Source organism: Nocardia sp. NPDC004415, from assembly GCF_053602435.1.
On sequence record NZ_JBSGDP010000003.1, the window covers coordinates 149,724 to 167,280 of the forward strand.

17 protein-coding genes are annotated in these 17,557 nt (G+C 69.3%); 6 read left to right on the forward strand and 11 right to left on the reverse strand.

Annotation, left to right across the window (positions count from 1 at the left end; translation table 11 throughout):
* Positions 1–130: 130 nt before the first annotated feature.
* On the forward strand, positions 131–2,689 hold the full coding sequence (locus ACWEMY_RS02735; protein WP_452388597.1) for an ATP-dependent Clp protease ATP-binding subunit: 2,559 nt from the start codon (positions 131–133) through the stop codon (positions 2,687–2,689).
* 61 nt (positions 2,690–2,750) lie between these two features.
* Here ACWEMY_RS02735 and ACWEMY_RS02740 read toward each other — a convergent pair whose 3' ends face one another.
* From ACWEMY_RS02740 to ACWEMY_RS02750, 3 genes are all read right to left on the reverse strand, one after another.
* Positions 2,751–3,143, reverse strand: coding sequence for a hypothetical protein (locus ACWEMY_RS02740; protein WP_452388598.1), 393 nt, complete (start codon positions 3,141–3,143; stop codon positions 2,751–2,753).
* 71 nt (positions 3,144–3,214) lie between these two features.
* A complete protein-coding gene (locus ACWEMY_RS02745; protein WP_452388599.1) occupies positions 3,215–4,033 on the reverse strand; it encodes a carbohydrate-binding protein in 819 nt (272 codons plus the stop codon).
* A 388-nt stretch (positions 4,034–4,421) separates the two neighbouring features.
* Complete coding sequence (locus ACWEMY_RS02750; protein WP_452388600.1) at positions 4,422–5,651, reverse strand: cytochrome P450; 1,230 nt, start codon at positions 5,649–5,651, stop codon at positions 4,422–4,424.
* A gap of 194 nt (positions 5,652–5,845) precedes the next feature.
* Here ACWEMY_RS02750 and ACWEMY_RS02755 point away from each other — a divergent pair, with 194 nt between their 5' ends.
* Positions 5,846–6,400, forward strand: a complete 555-nt coding sequence (locus ACWEMY_RS02755; RefSeq protein WP_452388601.1) for a TetR/AcrR family transcriptional regulator — start codon at positions 5,846–5,848, stop codon at positions 6,398–6,400.
* A gap of 4 nt (positions 6,401–6,404) precedes the next feature.
* Here ACWEMY_RS02755 and ACWEMY_RS02760 read toward each other — a convergent pair whose 3' ends face one another.
* Genes ACWEMY_RS02760 through ACWEMY_RS02780 form a run of 5 tightly spaced genes read right to left on the reverse strand, consistent with a single transcriptional unit; the run spans position 6,405 to position 10,307 of the window.
* Positions 6,405–7,610, reverse strand: a complete 1,206-nt coding sequence (locus ACWEMY_RS02760; protein WP_375926694.1) for a cytochrome P450 — start codon at positions 7,608–7,610, stop codon at positions 6,405–6,407.
* The gene (locus tag ACWEMY_RS02765) at positions 7,607–8,209 is read right to left on the reverse strand and encodes a GTP-binding protein (RefSeq protein ID WP_375926691.1); all 603 of its coding nucleotides are present in this window, start codon (positions 8,207–8,209) and stop codon (positions 7,607–7,609) included. The genes ACWEMY_RS02760 and ACWEMY_RS02765 overlap by 4 nt, the downstream gene beginning before the upstream one ends.
* Complete coding sequence (locus tag ACWEMY_RS02770; RefSeq protein ID WP_375926688.1) at positions 8,184–8,534, reverse strand: DUF742 domain-containing protein; 351 nt, start codon at positions 8,532–8,534, stop codon at positions 8,184–8,186. The genes ACWEMY_RS02765 and ACWEMY_RS02770 overlap by 26 nt, the downstream gene beginning before the upstream one ends.
* A complete protein-coding gene (locus tag ACWEMY_RS02775; protein ID WP_278262022.1) occupies positions 8,534–8,944 on the reverse strand; it encodes a roadblock/LC7 domain-containing protein in 411 nt (136 codons plus the stop codon). Before ACWEMY_RS02775 ends, ACWEMY_RS02770 begins: the two co-directional genes overlap by 1 nt.
* Positions 8,922–10,307 carry a sensor histidine kinase gene (locus tag ACWEMY_RS02780; RefSeq protein ID WP_452388602.1) on the reverse strand — a complete coding sequence of 462 codons (1,386 nt, stop codon included), beginning with the start codon at positions 10,305–10,307 and terminating at the stop codon, positions 8,922–8,924. The genes ACWEMY_RS02775 and ACWEMY_RS02780 overlap by 23 nt, the downstream gene beginning before the upstream one ends.
* A 293-nt stretch (positions 10,308–10,600) precedes the next feature.
* Between ACWEMY_RS02780 and ACWEMY_RS02785 the strand changes: the two genes are divergently transcribed.
* The gene (locus ACWEMY_RS02785) at positions 10,601–11,032 is read left to right on the forward strand and encodes a type II toxin-antitoxin system Rv0910 family toxin (RefSeq protein ID WP_375926682.1); all 432 of its coding nucleotides are present in this window, start codon (positions 10,601–10,603) and stop codon (positions 11,030–11,032) included.
* Positions 11,033–11,098: 66 nt separating this feature from the next.
* On the opposite strand, the gene ACWEMY_RS02790 is transcribed toward ACWEMY_RS02785, so the two are convergent.
* Together ACWEMY_RS02790 and dapA are read right to left on the reverse strand one after the other, a co-directional pair.
* The gene (locus ACWEMY_RS02790; protein WP_375926679.1) at positions 11,099–12,625 is read right to left on the reverse strand and encodes a DHA2 family efflux MFS transporter permease subunit; all 1,527 of its coding nucleotides are present in this window, start codon (positions 12,623–12,625) and stop codon (positions 11,099–11,101) included.
* A 55-nt stretch (positions 12,626–12,680) separates the two neighbouring features.
* Positions 12,681–13,595 carry a 4-hydroxy-tetrahydrodipicolinate synthase gene (gene dapA, locus ACWEMY_RS02795; RefSeq protein ID WP_452388603.1) on the reverse strand — a complete coding sequence of 305 codons (915 nt, stop codon included), beginning with the start codon at positions 13,593–13,595 and terminating at the stop codon, positions 12,681–12,683.
* A 71-nt stretch (positions 13,596–13,666) separates the two neighbouring features.
* On the opposite strand from dapA, the gene ACWEMY_RS02800 reads away from it, so the two are divergent.
* The 3 genes from ACWEMY_RS02800 (at position 13,667) to ACWEMY_RS02810 (ending at position 16,008) form a co-directional block, all read left to right on the forward strand.
* Complete coding sequence (locus tag ACWEMY_RS02800) at positions 13,667–14,548, forward strand: LysR family transcriptional regulator (RefSeq protein WP_452388604.1); 882 nt, start codon at positions 13,667–13,669, stop codon at positions 14,546–14,548.
* Between the two features lie 83 nt (positions 14,549–14,631).
* On the forward strand, positions 14,632–15,447 hold the full coding sequence (locus ACWEMY_RS02805) for a class I SAM-dependent methyltransferase (RefSeq protein WP_452388605.1): 816 nt from the start codon (positions 14,632–14,634) through the stop codon (positions 15,445–15,447).
* A gap of 84 nt (positions 15,448–15,531) precedes the next feature.
* Positions 15,532–16,008: a nucleoside deaminase gene (locus tag ACWEMY_RS02810; protein ID WP_452388606.1), complete on the forward strand. Its 477-nt coding sequence runs from the start codon at positions 15,532–15,534 to the stop codon at positions 16,006–16,008.
* Between the two features lies 1 nt (position 16,009).
* On the opposite strand, the gene ACWEMY_RS02815 is transcribed toward ACWEMY_RS02810, so the two are convergent.
* Positions 16,010–17,374, reverse strand: a complete 1,365-nt coding sequence (locus ACWEMY_RS02815) for an MFS transporter (RefSeq protein ID WP_452388607.1) — start codon at positions 17,372–17,374, stop codon at positions 16,010–16,012.
* Positions 17,375–17,557: the final 183 nt, after the last annotated feature.

Here is a 17,557-nt window from a genome sequence, read left to right on the forward strand (position 1 = left end):
CGACGTTGCAGATGTGAAACTGTCCAACCGCTTGCACCGTGTCCACGGATGCCGAAAGATTGCTGGCAGCACCGACCCGATCAGCAGGAGCGGCCGCCGCGGCGCGGCCCGACGAGCGAAGAGGTAGGGAATGACTGCGAGCTGGCCGAGTTCGATGGACTCCTTCGACGACATCTTCCAGCGATTCTTCGGATCCGGGATGTCCTCGAAACCACCCGTACAGCGCATCGATCTGGGCCGGTTGATGACCGACAACGCCAAGTTGCTCGTCGGTTCGGCCCGCGAGGCGGCCCAGGAGTGGGGCAATACCGAGATCACCCCTGAACACCTGCTCTACGCGGCCACCGAAGCCGAACCCGGACGCAGTATCGTCGCCGAACTCAGCCTGGACCCCGACCAGGTCGCCGAGCAGATGCAGGACTATCTCGACACCGGTTCACCCAGCGACAGCGACATCACCGACATCACCCTCAGCCCCGCCACCAAGCTCGCCCTGCGCGCCGCCCAGCGTCAGGCCGCCCAGGCGGGCAGCAGCTATATCGGCCCCGAACACATCCTGCTCGGCATCGCCTCGCTGCCCGACAGTGTCGCCGCCCAGGCCCTGGTCGCCGGTCTCGCGGCCAGCCAGAGCGGGTCCTCGGGGGCCTCCCCGACCCCGGGTGCCGGTGCGGGCAGCCGCAAACGGGACAAGTCCGACACCCCCACGCTGGACGAATACGGCCGCGACCTCACGGCCGAGGCGCGGGAGGGCCTGGTCGACCCGGTGGTCGGGCGGGCCGAGGAGATCGAGCAGACCATCGAGATCCTCTCGCGCCGCCGCAAGAACAATCCGGTGCTGATCGGCGATCCGGGTGTCGGCAAGACCGCCATCGTGGAGGGGCTGGCGCAGCGGATCGTCAACGATGACGTGCCCTCCACGCTCGCCGATCGCCGGGTGATAGCCCTCGACGTCGGCTCGCTGGTGGCGGGCAGCAAGTACCGCGGCGAGTTCGAGGAGCGGCTGACCAAGATCCTCGACGAGGTGCGGGCCCACAAGGACGAACTGATCGTGTTCATCGACGAGCTGCACACCATCGTCGGCGCCGGGGGCGGCGGCGAGGGGTCGATGGACGCGGGCAATCTGCTCAAGCCCGCCCTGGCGCGCGGCGAACTGCACGTCGTCGGCGCGACCACCATCGACGAGTACCGCAAGTACATCGAGAAGGACGCCGCGCTCGAGCGGCGGTTCCAGCCGGTGATGGTGTCGGAGCCCTCCGTGGAGGACACCGTGGAGATCCTGCGCGGCCTGTCCGATGTCTACGAGGAACACCACCAGGTGCGCTACTCCGACGAGTCGCTGGTGGCGGCGGCGCAGCTCTCGGATCGCTACATCACCGACCGGTTCATGCCCGACAAGGCGATCGACCTGATCGACCAGGCGGGCGCGCGGGTCCGGTTGCGTTCGGGCACACCCGATCCGGAGGTGAAGGCCCGCGACGAGCACATCGCCCGGCTCTACCGGGAGAAGGACGCCGCCGTCGACACCGAGGACTACGAGCGCGCCACCGCCATCAAGGCCGAGATCGCCACGGCCGAGGAGGAACTCGAGGAGTCCGGGCTCACCTCGACCGATCCGGTGGTCGACGTGGTCGACATCGCCGAGGTGATCTCGCGCCAGACCGGCATCCCGGTCGCCGATCTCACCGCCGAGGAGAAGCAGCGCCTGCTGGAACTCGAGGACGTGCTGCACAAGCGGGTGATCGGTCAGGACGAGGCGATCGTGGCGGTGGCCGAGGCGGTGCGCCGGGCCAGGGCCGGGCTCAAGGACCCGAACCGGCCGATCGGTTCGTTCCTGTTCCTCGGGCCCACCGGTGTCGGCAAGACCGAGTTGGCCAAGGCGCTGGCCGAGGCGGTGTTCGGGGACGAGGACCGGCTCATCCGGTTCGACATGAGCGAATTCCAGGAGAAGCACACGGTCTCGCGACTGGTCGGCGCGCCGCCCGGATATGTCGGCTACGACGATGCCGCGCAACTCACCGACAAGGTGCGCAGGCAACCGTATTCGGTGATCCTGTTCGACGAGGTCGAGAAGGCGCATCCCGATGTGTTCAATGTGCTGCTGCAGCTGCTCGACGACGGGCGGGTCACCGATTCCAAGGGCCGCACCGTCGATTTCAAGAACACCATCGTGATCATGACCTCCAATATCGGCTCGGATCTGATTCTGAAGGCCCCCGAGGGCGATCTGGACGCGATCACGCCGCAGCTGATGGAACGGTTGCAGCAGCATTTCCGGCCGGAATTCCTCAATCGCATCGACGAGACCGTGGTGTTCCACCGGCTCGACAAGTCGCAGCTGGAACGGATCGTCAACCTGATCCTGGACAAGACGCGACGCATGCTCGCCGCCCAGGACATCGATCTCGAGATCAGCGAACCGGCGGTGGACTGGCTGGGTGAGCGCGGTTTCCAGCCCGAGTTCGGTGCGCGGCCGCTGCGGCGCACGGTGCAGAAGGAGCTCGACAACCGGATCTCGCGGCTGCTGCTCGACGGTGGGCTGACACCGGGTGCCACGGTGCGGGTCGAGGTGGTCGACGACGACCTGGTCGTCACCGCCGCGGAACCGGCGGGCACGGCGGGCAGTAACGGGTCGGATCCGAAGAAGCCCGCGAAGAAGGCGAGCAAGAAGAAGGCCGACGCCAAGAAGTGATACCCGGTAGACGACAACCGGCCCGGTCCGCGAGGGACCGGGCCGGTGGTGGTGTGCCGGATCAGCCGCCGGTGACCACGCAGTTCTCGCCGAAGTGGTAGCCACGGCCCACCGACACCGTGGCGCTGCTGCCGATGCCGTCCTGGTAGGCGGTCAGCGTGTGGACGCCCTCGTAGGCGGGCACCCAGTTGTACATGGCGACACCATCGGTGGGGGCGACAACGGCCAGCAACTGGCCGTTGTCGTAGTAGGACACGGGGACGATCCCGATACTGAGCCGGGCCAGCAACTGATAGGTGCATCCGGTGCCGTAATTGGTCGACGACCCGACACTGATATTCGGTTTGACGGTCAACTGCGAAACACCCGCCGAGGCGCCGGGTGCGCCGATCGTCATCGCCAGTACCGTCGCGCCGGTGGCCGCGATGGCGAAAGCGAACTTCCTGTCACTCATCTCTCACGTCCCTTCGAGTCGTCCCAATCCTCACCCCATCGGCGCGTTCATGGTGGGAGAACACACACGATTCATGCGCGCGACCAGAGGGCGGGGGTGTTCGGGGGCGTCCAGTTGGGGTCGTGCACAGTGTGCGCCTGTCGGCAGGTGTAGGTGACGCCCTGATAGGTGACCTTGTCGCCGACGGCGTAGGTGGCGCCCTGGCGCCACGCGGAGGAGGCGGGCGCGGTGGTCGTCGGGTGGTGGTGACCGCCGCCGGGTGTGGTGGTGGCGGGCGGATTCGTGGTGGTGGCAGGGGGTTTCGTGGTGGTCGGCCGAACCGTCGTGGTGGGCGGGGGCGTGGTGGTGGTCGGTGTCGGGGTGGTGGTCGGGGTGCTGCCGCCGCCACCGATCTCGAGGTCGACGCAGCTGTAGAACGCGGCGGCGGTGTCGCCGATGTTCCAGACCGCGCGCAATTTCTGGCGCCCGGAATACGGTGAGAGATCGATGGTGTGGGTGACTTCCATCGGCGGCTGTTCATTGCGGCCGTCGATGACGGCGATCCTGGTGTTCCCGAGGAAGTATTCCCAATTCAGGGTGCGGTGATTGGCCGTGTTCTTCCACGTGAAAGTGGTCGCGCCGGAGACTTTCTGTGGTATCCAGCCGAGCGTGTCGTCGTCGAGTTCGGGATATTTGTTCGCGCTGCACGAGGTGAGCCCCTTGGGGCCTTCCACGCTCTGGGGTTCGTATTTCACCGCACCGCAGGACACCAGTCCGCGGGCGCACTGTTCCTGCCTGCTGGCGGGGCCGGTGACCCAGCCGTGCGCCTGGGCATTTCCGACGGGGACGAGCAGCGTCGCGAGGGGCGCCACCACCATCGCACCGGCGAGGAAAAGAAATCGACTTCTCACGTGAATACTCCTTGGAAACGCATACGGGGGACGGCAGGGGCCGGCGTGCCGTCCGGAAACATTTCGAGAGAGTGGGACAGTAGGGCGGCGAAGATCAACCGTCAAGGGTCGCTTTCGCTCCGAAATACCGTTACCAGCCGGTATTCCGGGGCCGAATCCCCACGGTGCGAATTCGGCGAATCATCGCCCGCCGAACCAACCGGTATCCACCCACCGCAACACTCCGGTTAATCCCGCTGCTCGGGGCGTTCCCGGGATTTGCCGGAGTTTGCGGATAGGACCACCAGTTCGCAACAAGAGCACTTTTCATGGTTGTGGGCGGGGCGGGCGGGTCGCCGCGGCGAACTTGCGCGACCCACGCCGAATTCGTCGTGCTCGGTGCCCCGGCTCAGCGTGGAGTGACCAGCAGTGGCAGGCTCGCGTGCCGCCGGACGAACAGGCTCGGCACCCAGCGCGGTGGGGCGTCGGCGCGCAGGCAGATGTGCGCGGTGCGCTCCAGCAGCAGGCTGATCGCGGCGGTGGCCTCGAGGCGGGCCAGGGTCGAGCCGATGCAGAAGTGCGCGCCTGCCCCGAACGCGGTGTGGGATCGGCCGCGCGGGCGGGTCAGGTCGACGGTGTCGGGATCGGGATACCTCGCCGGATCGCGGTTGGCCGCACCCCACAGCAGGAGCAGGTGGCTGCCCGCGGGCAGGTCGACACCACCGAGGCGGGTGCCGGCCACGACGTGCCGGTGATGACCGCGGAACGGTGATTCCAGGCGCAGCGCCTCGTCCAGGAAGGCCGGGACCAGGTCCGGGCGGGCGCGCAGCGTGGCCTGGAGCGCGTGGTCGGTGGCCAGGATGCGTGCCGCCGCGGCGATCAGGCCCGCGGTCGACTCCCCACCCGCGCCGATCAGCTGCACCAGGATCAGCACCGCCTGCTGCTCGTCGATGCGCCCGTCCGCCACCGCCGCCACGAGGACGGCCAGCAGCGTATGCGGTTGCGCACCACGCGCTGTCGCCTCCTGGAGGGCCAGGTAGGCGTAGTGGGCGAGTTCGGCGGCGGAGGTGACCAGCGCGGCCATCCGCCCCTCGGCGACCACCCCGCCCAGCATCTCGGTGGAGTCGTAGGCCCAGGTGAGCAGCCGGGGCACGTCCCGGGCCGGGAATCCCACCAGTTCGGCGATCACGGCCAGCGGCAGGCGGTCGGCCATACCGGTGGCCCAGTCGATCCGGTCGTCGTCGAGTTCCTCGGTCCAGAGCCGGTCGGCGAGCGCGGTGACGACCGGACCCAGCGCGCGAACGCGTTTGGCGAGGGCCGGGCCGACGAGGCCGCGATGCGCGGCGTGCGTGCCGCCGTCGGCGGTGGCCAGGACATGGACGGCCTCGCCCGCCGCGTCCAGGTCGAAGGTCACCGGCGCCGCGCCGGGGTTCGCGACGAGCACGCCGGTCAGGTGCGAGGAGAAGTCCGTGGTGCGGGCGGCGGCCTCGGCGACCGCCGCCCAGGAGGCGACGAGGAAGAAGTCCGTGCCCGGCACCCGGTACACCGGCGCGTGGGTGCGCAGAGCGCGATACAGCGGAGCGGGGTCGTCGAGGACGGCCGGGTCGAACAGGTCGAACGCCGCGAGGTCGGTGGTCATGGCGGCCTTTCCGGGTCAGGGGTGTCGGCGCCCACCGTGCGCCGCCACGGTCATCCGGTCAACGACTGTCTCGCACTGAGACGGCGCCGCCGCGACCACCATCCGGTGGTTTCCGCGGAAACACCGACCTTCCAGCGCTGATTCGGCTAGACAGATTCGCGAATGCGTCTCATGCCGAGACACGAGGAGGACCGATGACCGGACACGACGACTGGCTGACCGGTGGTGACCGCCGGGCCGCGGCCGTCGACCGCATCGAACGCACGGCACTGGCACTGTTCCTCGAACACGGCATCGACAGTGTCACCGCCGAGGACATCGCCGCGGCGGCGGGCTGCTCGCGCGCCACGCTCTACCGCCACGTCGGCGGCAGACCCCAGCTCGTGCGCGCGGTCGTGCTGCGGGCCGCGGGCGGCGTGGTCGCGCGCATCGACCACGCCGTCGACAAGATTCCCGCGCAGCGCAGGCCGGTCGAGGCGATCCTGGCCGCCGTGGCCGCCCTGCGCGCCGATCCGGTGCTGCACCAGTGGCTGACCCGGCACCGCTCCCCCGGCACCGACGGATTGCTGGCGTCCGCACCCGAACTCGGACACCTCGCGACCACACTCACCCGTATCGCCCCCGACGACGCGGCCGCGGGCTGGATCGTGCGGGTCGTGCTCTCGCTGCTCACCTGGCCACTGCCCGACGCGGCCGCCGAACGCGCGCTGGTCGAACGCTTCGTCGGTCCGGCGCTGCGTCCGCGGTGACGGCTCAGGGCATCGGCAGCGGCGGCGTCTTCGGGAACTCCACCGGCAGCGCGGCCAGCGAACGATGGAACGGACCGGGCCGCCACACCAGCTCCTCGGCGGGCACGGCCAGGCGCAGTTCGGGCAGCGCGTCGAGCAGCTGGTCGATCGCGTCCTGCACGATCAGGTAGGCCACCGACTTGGCCGGGCACCCGTGCGGGCCCGCACTCCAGGCCAGGTGCGCCCGATTGTCGACCACGTCGCGGCCCGCGATGGCCGGATCGTTGTTGCACGCCGACATGGAGATCACGACGGGTTCGTTGGCGGGCAGCCACATCTCGTCGATCAGGACCGGCTGGCGCGGATAGGTCATGCAGAAGTTGGCCAGCGGCGGGTCGGTGAAGAGCACCTCGTCGAGCGCGTCACGGGTGGACAGGCTGCCGCCCAGGACATCACCGGCGAAGCGGTCGTCGGTGAGCATCAGCCGCAGCGTGTTGACCACCAGGTTGAGCATCGGCTCGATCCCGGCGCCGTAGAGCACCAGCAGCTGGTGCACCATCTCCTCGTCGGTGAGCGCGGCGGGGTGGTGCAGCAGCCGGGTGGCGACATCGTCGCCGGGCTCGCGCTGGCGCAACGCGACCAGGTCCGACAGCGCGCTGGCCAGCAGATTGTTGCCCGCCTCCGCGTCGTCGCCCTCGAAGATCTGGGCCATGCCGGTGGCCACCTGCTGACCGATCTCGGGCGTGCACCCCAGCATCGAGTTCAGCGCCTGGAAGACCAGCGGAAACGCGTACTGGCTCAGCAGATCCGCCGAGCCGGTGGCGCAGAAACTGTTGATCAGCGGGATGGCGAACTGTTCGATGGTGGCGTGCATCGCGTACAGGTCGACCCCGGCGATGCCGGCCACATTGGCCTGCCGGTAGCGCGCGTGCTCGGCGCCGGTGGTGCGCAGCGCGGCAGGCCGGAACTGCAGCATGGGCAGCACCGGGCAGTCCTGCGGGATGTCGCGCTGCCACAGCCGCGGGTCGGCCGGGAAGTGCTCGGGATCGTTGAGGATGCGCACCGCGGTGTGATAGCCGATGACCAGCGTCGCCCGGATCCCCGGCGAGAGCTCCACGGGCACCACGGAACCGAAGCGGCGCCGCATCTCGCGGTAAGCCGCCTGCGGGTCGGCGGCGAACTCGGGCGCGTACATCGGCACGCGCTCGTCGATCGAGAGATCCAGCGTCATGACGCCGCTACTTCCTGCCGGTGGAACAGGAACTCCGCCAGCGTGATCAGCGCGCGCAGGCCGTGATCGCGGCGGCGCGCGTCGACGGCCACCACCGGCGTCTCCGGCGCCAGGTCCAGCGCCTCGCGGATCTCCTCGAGCGGATAGCGGCGGAAGCCCTCGAACTCGTTGACCGCCACCGCGTACGGCACGCCACGCTGCTCGAGCGCGGAGAGCACGTCGTCGGCCTTCTCGATGCGACGGGTGTCGACCAGTACCAGCGCGCCCAGCGCGCCGCGGGCCAGCTCCTCCCACAGCGGGGCGAAACGTTCCTGTCCCGGGGTGCCGAACAGATACAGCGCCAACTGCGGATTCAGGGTGAGCCTGCCGAAGTCCAGCGCGACGGTGGTCTGCACCTTGGTACCCAGGCCCGCCATGTCGTCGACGCCGATACTGGCCTCGGTGATCGTCTCCTCCGTGCGCAGCGGCCTAATCTCGGACACGGTTCCGACGAAGGTGGTCTTCCCGACGCCGAAGTTGCCTGCCACCAGGATCTTCACCGAGCGCGTCACGGTATCCGCGACGTAATCGACCTCAGCCCGCGAGGGCACGGAGCCCATGCAGCACCTCCTTGATCAACGCTAGTTCCGGCTTCACCTCGGCCGGAGTGGGGCACTGCAGATGTCCGCTGTCGAGCAGATCGGACACGAGGATCTTCACCACCGAGGCGGGCAGATCGAGATAGGCCGACAGCTCGGCGATCGAGAGCGCGCCACGGCGGCTCAGCAACGCCAGCACCCGGCGCTGGTCGGGCCGGTGGTCGGGCCGCGGGTCGGCGACCGCGCGGATCAGGGTCACCAGATCCAGTTCCCGCGCGGCCTTGACCCGTCCACCGGCCCGCACATAGGACCGGACGAGGTCGGGATCACGCCTGCCGCGCGTCATTACCTGCCACCGTGACGGGGCGCGCTGCCGATCTCGTGGCCGACCCGGGAGGCCAGCTCGTTCATCCGGTGGGCGACCAGCGCGACGTCGACGTCGAGCGTGGTCGCCACGCCTAGGAGCGCACCGGTTCCGGCGGCGGTGATCATGATCATGCCCTCGTCGTACTCGGTCATGTTCTGGCGCACCGCGTTCTGCGAGCCCCCACAGAACTCGCCGAGCGCCTTGCCGAGCGAGCGCAGGCCCGAGGCCGCCGCGGCGAAGCGTTCGGCGTCGTCCTTGGCCACACCACGGGAGTGGGCGATGCGCAGTCCGTCCTCGGACAGCAGCACCGCGAAGCGGACGCCGGGGATCTCCAGATCCCCGAGCAGCCACGCCAATCGGTTCGTGCTATCGGCCACCGGTGTGCTCATCGGCTGTTCCTTCCGTGGTTCGCTCGGCCGCAGCGGCACGACCGCTGCGGGAACCGCTGTGCCAGGCAGCGGCGAGTTCGGGGCGAGCCTGCCCCGATTCGGTGACTGCCCCCGCCGAATCCGGGGCAACCGGCCTGCGGCGGCGCTTGGGCAGCCCGCCGCTGGTGATCTCGTGCACCTCGGCGCCGCGTTCGGGCTCGACGAGGTCGGGCACCGGCACCGGAACGTGCGCCGGCGCGGTGAGTTCGGGTTCGGGCAGGCGCGGGGCCGCGCCCGAGACCAGCAGCGCGGCGGGCACATACACCATCGCCCGCATACCGCCGAAGATGTTGGGGCCGTCCACGTGCACGGAGAAGCCGTAGCGCCGGGCCAGCGCGGCGATGCCGGGGAAGCCGACCTTGGGCGCGGGGCCCAGATCGTGGATGTCGACGGGGCGTTCACCGCTGAGCACCTGCCGGGCGTCCTCGAGCTGTTCGGGACTCATCCGCATGCCCGCGTCGTCGATGATCACGGTGACGCCGTGGTGGCCCTCCTGGAACCCGACCTCGACGAACGACGACGGCGGCGAATACCGCAGCGCGTTGTCGAGCAGGGTGGCCAGCGTGTGCACCAGCGGTTCCACCGCGCGGCTGATCACCACCCGGTCGGACTGGCCCGAGCGCACCCGCAGGAATTCGCGGACCCGGCCGGTCGCACCGCCGACGACGTCGGTGAGCGACTGCTGCGGCCACCGGCGCCCGGGCAGGCCACCGGAGACGATCACATAGGACTGCGCCTGGCGGATCATCTGCTGCACGGTGTGGTCGATGCGGGTCAGCGTCTCGTAGATCGCGTCGTCGCGGTGCTCGCGCAGCGCGGTGCTCACCACCTGCCCGAGGTCGGTACCGAGGCTGACCACCGAGGTACCGAACGAGCGCACCGCGGCGCTGGTCGCCGCGCGCGAGGCGGCCGAGAGTTCGTTGCCCGCCTGCTCGTGGGCGGCCTGCACCTCGGCGGTGCGGCGCTGTTCGCTGTAGCGCTCGACCATCGCCCTGGTGTCCTCGGCGACGGCACGCAGGTCCTCGGCGTGCCCGGTCGCGATCCACTGCAGCGCCTGGCCGGGTCGCGATTCCGCCAGCTCGGCGGGCATCTCGACACCGACCTGCGGGATCTCGTGCCTGCGCACGGCGTCGGTGATGGCGGGCAACGTGGTCTGCGCCAACGCGACCACGGCCTCCTCCATCGCGAGGCGTTCCCGGACGGCGGCATCGGTGCGCAGCCGTTGCTGGCGTTCGTTGCGCATCGCCAGGACGGCGACACCCATCGCGAGCAGTAACAGCGGAGCCCCGATGATCAGTAACAGCACCGCGATTCCTGAGTTCATCAGATCTTTCGTCGTCGTCGACCACTGGGCGCCCTGGTCGGTGGGCCCTCACCGGCCGGCCCGGGAGGCATTCGCGGAGCCGGGCGATGTATCGGTTACCCGATACACACACTCCGGTTCCAGCGACCCGCACACCCTAGCAGCACCATGATCGTTCCCGAGGCCGGATCGTCCTGTCCGCCATCAGATTTCCGGCCGAAAGCCGCCCGTGGTATTGGGCAACTGATCTATTCTGGTTTGCTATGCCTCGAGCCGCCCGGAACGGAACCTCGGGTACCGGATACTATCCGGGCGTGGCGAAACTCCAGCTCTCCGTCGATGTCCCCGTCCCGCCGGACGAGGCATGGGCCCATGCCTCCGACCTGCCCCACCTGGGCGACTGGCTGACCATTCACGAGGCGTGGCGCGGCACGCTGCCCGAGGAACTGACCGCGGGCACCGTGCTCGTCGGCATCGCGCGGGTCAAGGGCTTCCGCAACAAGGTCACCTGGACCGTGCGCACGGCCGAACCGCCGCGGCGCCTGGAACTGCGCGGCACGGGCATCGGTGGCACCAAGTTCGGTCTCGGCATGATCGTCGAGCCGCACGGCAGCGGCTCCAAGGTGAAGGTCGACATCGACCTGGGCGGCGCGCCGCTGTTCGGTCCGATCGGCTCGGCGGTGGCCAAGGCACTGCGCGGCGACATCGAGCGCTCGCTGGAAGCCTTCGTCAAGCTCTACGGCTGACCCCACCGACGACGAAGCCCGGGCCGAACTGTGCTGTTCGGCCCGGGCTTTCCGCGATGTCCGGGGTCAGACCATCATCGCGGCCTCGGGGTCGACCGGGGCCTTCGGTTTGGTGCGGGGCAGGAAGAACGCGGGAATCAGGGTGAGCGCCGCGAGGATCACCGTCACCCAGTAGGTGTTGCTGAACGCCTCCGCGGCCAGCTGCCTGCCCTGCTCGATCACCGCCGCCGGGAACTGCGACGCGAGTTCGGGATTCACGGTGGCCGCGATCCCGATGCCCGCCTCCTCGTGATTGTTGAGCTGGGAGGCCAGCACCACCGACATGGTCGCGGTGCCGATCGAGGCGGCGGTCTGGTTGATGATGTTCATCAGCGTCGAGCCGCGGGCGACCTGCGCGTGGGTGAGTGTCTGGATCGCGGCCGTCATCACCGGCATCATGGTGCAGCCCATGCCCAGACCCATCACGAACAGCGCGCTGCCGATCATCAGGTACGAGGTGTCCGCGCCGAGCTGGGTGAACCCGGCCAGGCCGATGGTGATGAAGGTGATGCCGAACATGACGATCTTGCCGGGGCCGATCTTGTCGACGAGGAAGCCCGCGACCGGCATGGTGAGCATGGCGCCGATGCCCTGCGGCGCCATCAGCAGACCGGAGTCGAAGGCGGTCTCCCCGCGCACCTGCTGCAGATAGTTGGGCAGCAGGAAACCCGCACCGAAGAACGCGGTCGCGAACAGCGACATGGTCAGCACCGAGAAGCGCAGCGACGGGTTGCGGAACAGGCGCAGATCGATGAGCGGGTGCTCGGTGCGCAGTGCGTGGAACACGAACGCCACCAGCAGGATCGCGCCGACGATCACCGGGATCAGGACCCGCGCGGCGAGCACGGTGCCCTTCTCCGGGATCGAGGAGACACCGAACAGGAACAGGGCCAGGCCCGGTGAGGCCAGCAGCATGCCGACGAAGTCGAACGATTCGGAAGGCTTGGGCTTGTCGGCGGGGAACACCACGAACGCCAGCACCAGCGCGAGCAGGCCCAGCGGCAGGTTGATCAGGAAGATCCAGTGCCAGCTGAAGGAGTCGATCAGCCAGCCGCCCAGGATCGGGCCGCAGATCGGGCCGAGCAGCATCGGCACGCCGAGCACGGCCATCACCCGGCCGATCCGCTGCGGGCCCGCCGCGTGGGTCATGATCGTCATGCCCAGCGGCATGAGCATGCCGCCGCCGATGCCCTGGACGACGCGGAAGGCCACCAGCGACTCGATGCTCCACGCCATCGAACACAGCACCGAGCCGAGGATGAAGAAGGTCAGCGCGGCCATGTAGAGGCGTTTGGTGCCGAAGCGGTCGGCGGCCCAGCCGGTCATCGGGATGACCGAGGCCAGGGCCAGGGTGTAGCCGGTCATGGTCCAGGCGACGACCTCGACGGAGGCGTCGAAATCCGCCATGAAGGTCGGGATCGCCACGGTGACGACGGTGATGTCGAGGATCGACATCACCGCGCCGAGGACGACCACGCCGGCGACCTTCAGTACGGCGGCGTCCAGTTTGTCGGAAGTGGGATCGGCGGCGCCGATATCCGGAGGTTTCGTCACCGCTTGAGCCTGACACCTTTCGGCGCCGATGACCAGCGAAATCTCATGTTCGTGGTCAGACAGCGTGCTGACCAGGGAGGATCATGTCGTCGCCGAGGAGTGTCGCCGCGGCGAGGGCGGCCGACGTCGCGGGCTCGGAGGCGGGCAGCAGTGGCAGCCGGACCGCGGGACTGGGGATGTACCCCTGGGCGGCCAGGACCGCCTTGATGACCGTGGGGTTGGGTTCGGCGAACAGCGCCGCCCCGAGCGCGTCGAGACGGTGACCCATCTCGCGGGCCCTGAGCAGATCCCCGGCGCGCCAGGCGGCCACCAGCTCGGAGTAGGCGCCGGGAGCGACATTGGCGGCGGCCAGGATGCCGCCGTGGGCGCCGAGGCCGAGCAGGGCGGAGGCGAAGCGGTCGTCCCCGGCGAGCACCGTCGTGGCGGTTCCGGCGCGGGCCATCAGTTCCACGGTGGCCGCGTCGATGCCGCCGACGCTGTGCTTGAACCCGGCGATGTTCGGGATCGCGGCCAGGCGCACCAGGGTGTCGCCGGTGAGCGGGCGGGCAGTGCGATACGGGACGTCGTAGACGAGCACGGGAACGGGGCTGTGCGCGGCGAGTTCGGTGAAGTGGGCGATCACGCCCTCCTCGCTGGGCCGCACGTAGTACGGCACCACCGAGAGCACCGCGGCCGCGTCGACGGGCAGCGCGGTGATCGCCTCGACCGCCGCCGCGGTGGCGGTGCCACCCACGCAGACGATCAGCGGCGTGCCGCGCTCGGCGCTCACGGTGGCGCAGATGTCGAGGACCCGCGCCCGCTCGCCGGAGGTGAGCGCGCCGGGCTCGGCGGTGGTACCGAGCGCGACCAGGCCGGTGGCGCCCGCGTCGAGGACGCGGTGGGCGTGGCGGGTCAGCGCGTCGGCGGCCAGGGCGCCATCGGCGGTGAACGGGGTGATCAGCGGGACGAAGAGTCCGTGGAGCGAAGTCATGACTCCAATGCTCGACCCCGTGATACATCAGGTCCAGTTCACATTCTTGACGAAACACCTAAGCTGAACTGATGCTCGATGTCCGCAAGCTGCGCCTGCTGCGCGAACTCGCCCACCGCGGCACCATCGCCGCGGTCGCCGACGCGCTCAGCTACACCCCCTCGGCGGTCTCCCAGCAGCTCACCGCCCTCGAACGCGAGGCAGGCGTCCCGCTGCTCGAACGCACCGGCCGCCGGGTCGCCCTCACCCCCGCGGCGCAGCTGCTGGTCGGCCACACCGAGACCATCCTGGCCGCGCTGGAACACGCCGACGCCGAATTGGCCTGCGCCCGAGACGATCTCGTGGGCACCCTGCGCATCGGCGCCTTCCCCACCGCCGCCCGCGGCCTGCTCTCCCCCGCCCTGGTCGCGCTGAGCACCGAACACCCCCACCTTGAACTCACCGTCACCGAGATCGACCCCGCCGACGCTCCCGACGCCCTGCGCGCGGGCACGCTCGACATCGCCCTCACCCACGACTACGACCTGGTCCCCGCCGACCCCGGCCCCGCCCTCCAAACAGAACCCCTGCACACCGACACCGTCCACCTGGCCACCCCCCACCCCGTGTCCGCCTCCGACCCCCTCCTCGCCCAGCGCACGGCTCCCTGGATCGCGGGCACCGCGGGCACCCTCTGCCACACCATGACCCTGCGCGTCTGCCAGGCCGCCGGTTTCACCCCCCACATCCGCCACCATGCCGACAACTTCGACACCGTCCTGGCCCTCGTCGCCGCAGGCGCAGGCACCGCCATCGTCCCCGGCATGGCCCTCCCCACCCACCCCCTCGACGTCACCCTCACCCCTTTGACCACCCGCCGCCGCACCCACCTCGCCTACCGCAACGGCACCGCCATCCACGCCGCCCGCCGCGCCCTCCACACCGCGGCACGAGCCCACCCGACCACGACCTGACAACGGCCGACACCGGTGTGGCTTCGATCACCGGACGCGAGTAGCCATGCGGGCGCAGGGTTTCCGGGCCTAGCGTCTGAGGGATGAGCTGGTCTCCATCGATCTCCTCGTCGGGCGACTCGTACTACACGCTGCCGAACGCGTGGGAGCTCGCGGACGAACGCCTGGCCCTGCTCGGCGCGGCCTACGACCCGGAAAGCATCGCGCTCGCTCGACGGCTGGGCGTGCGCGCGGGATGGCGATGCCTGGAAGCCGGTGCCGGTGGCGGGTCGTTCGCGCGCTGGCTGTGCGGTGCCGCATTGCCGGGCGGCCGGGTCCTCGCGGTGGATGCCGACCCGCGCCACCTCGCCGACCTGCCCGGCCTCGGTGGCGAAGTCGCCGAGCTCGATCTCGTCTCCGGCGACATCCCCGAACGCGCCTTCGATTTCGTTCATACCCGGTTCGTGCTTCTGCACATCGCCGAGCGCGAGGTCGTCCTGGAGAGGTTGGTCCGCGCGCTGGCACCCGGCGGCATTCTCCTGCTGGAAGAAGGCGACGGGCTCGGCGTGCTCGACGTGATGCCCGGTGCGTTCGGCGTGGTCTGGCGCGCGTTCGCGCGTTCGACCGAGCACGCCGGTGCCAGCCAGTCGTGGGCCAGGAACCTGCCTGCGCGCTTGGCGTCGCTCGGTCTCGTCGACGTCCACGCCGAAGCGGACATCCCGATCTTTCGCGGAGGTTCGCCGATGGCGCGGATGTGGGATCTCACCTGGTCGCAGGCACAGGACACGCTGGTCGGCCTCGGTGTCGCGCCGGAGACGATCACCACTGCGCAAGCGGAGCTGGCGGACGAACAGGGATGGTTGTACGCCCCGCCGACGATTCGAGCGTGGGCACGCAAGGGTGACTCGCCCGAATCGTGAGGTCGTAGACTCGGCGCCGACCGCATTCACCAAGTCCGGCGGCACCCGGGGTCGACGGCATCGGAACGGAAGTGGGCTCTGGCGATGACCGCACTCACCGAGATCGACAGCATTCATCTGCGGCGGGCTGTCGAGCTCGCCGGGCAGGCCCTGGCGCTCGGGGACCGGCCGTTCGGGGCGGTGGCCGTGGATGTGGACGGGAAGGTGCTCTCGGAGGGGGTCAACGCGGTCAACACCACCGGGGATGTGACCACGCACGCCGAGCTGGTCGCGATCACGGTGGCGACGGCGGCGGGCAAGGCCGAAGGGCTGCGGGGTGCCACCGTCTACGCCAGCGGGGAGCCGTGCCCGATGTGCGCGGCGGCGATGGTGTGGGCGGGGGTCGGGCGGATCGTGTTCGGCGCGGCGGCCGCGGAGTTCGGGCGGATTCTGCCGGGCGGGCCCGCGTTCACGATCACCTGTGCCGAGCTGGTGGCCACCGCGACGGTGCCGGTGGAGGTCAGCGGTCCGCACCTGGGTGAGGACGCGCTGACCGTCTTCCGTGCCGCCGCGCGGCTCTGACCTACTTCACCGGGGTCAGTTCGGCCTCGGGCAGATCGCCGAGTTCCTTCTGCTCCTCGATGGCCTCCGGCGTACCGGGCACCTGGGTGCCGCGCAGCGAGACACCCTTGGTCTCGATCAGGAAGAACGCCGCGATCAGGCCGATGAGGCAGGCACCGAACATGTAGTACGCGGGGATCAAGTGATCGCCGGTCGCGCTGATCAGCGCCTCGTTGATGACCGGGGCGGTGCCACCGAACATCGAGGTCGCCACGTTGTAGCCGATCGCCACACCCGCGAAGCGCACGATGGTCGGGAACATCGCGGGGAAGGTCGCCGAGATCGTCGCCAGCTGCGGCGCGTAGAGCAGGCCCAGGATCGCGAAGCCGACGATCGCGCCGGTCAGCGAGGTGCCGATCAGCATGTAGACCGGGATCACCGCGATCATCATGGCCGCGCAGGAGAACATCCACATGGGCCTGCGCCCGATCCGGTCCGACAGCGCGCCCAGGAACGGCAGCGTGAACAGCATGACCGCCTGGCCGATCAGCGGCACCAGCAGCGCGTCGGACTGCTCCATCCCCAGCGCGGAGCCGAGATAGGTCGGGGTGTAGCTCAGCAGCGAGTAGTTGACCACGTTCAGCGCGATGACCAGGCCGAACAGGGTCAGCACGGGGCGCAGGTACCGGGTGAGCAGGTCGCGGTAGACGCCGACGGTCTCCTCGGTCTCGTCTTTGCTCTCGACCTCGCGGAAGACCGGGGTGTCCTCCACGCGGCTGCGCAGGTACATGCCGATCAGGCCCAGCGGCGCGGCGATCAGGAACGGGATGCGCCAGCCCCACGAATGCATGGACGCGTCGTCGAGCAGATTCACCAGCAGCAGTGCCACCAGATTGCCGAGGGTGAAACCGGCGAGCGTGCCGACCTCGAGGAAACTGCCGTAGAAACCGCGTTTGCGGTCGGGCGCGTATTCGGCCATGAATGTCGCGGCGCCACCGTATTCACCACCGGCCGACAATCCCTGGATCATCCGCAGTGCGTACAGCAGAATCGGCGCGGCGATGCCGATCATGTCGAAACTCGGGATCAGGCCGACACACAGCGTGGAGCCTGCCATCAGGATGATGGTGGTCGCGAGCACCCGCTTGCGGCCGATCCGGTCACCGAGCGGGCCCCAGATCATGCCGCCGATCGGCCTGATCAGGAACGAGAGGGCGAAACCGAGAAGGGTGAACACCATGCCCGACTCGCCGTCGCCGGGAAACAGGGAGGTGGCGATATAGGTGGCCAGATAGGCGTAGACACCGTAGTCGAACCATTCGACCGCATTTCCGATCGCCGATGCACCGATTGCGCGGTGCAGCACCGATTTCGATTCCTGTGACATGCACATACCTCTCGTCGTCGCCTATTCGGACTACCCGGACGACATCCCGGACAAACGTGACGAGTGCGCGAAGATCGCTGCGGAATAGCTCTACACTGCGGAAATGGTGCTGCGACACGGGGTGTATCTCCCGCCGTTCGGGGAGCTCGCCGACCCTCGGGTGCTGGCCGAGATCGCGGCCGA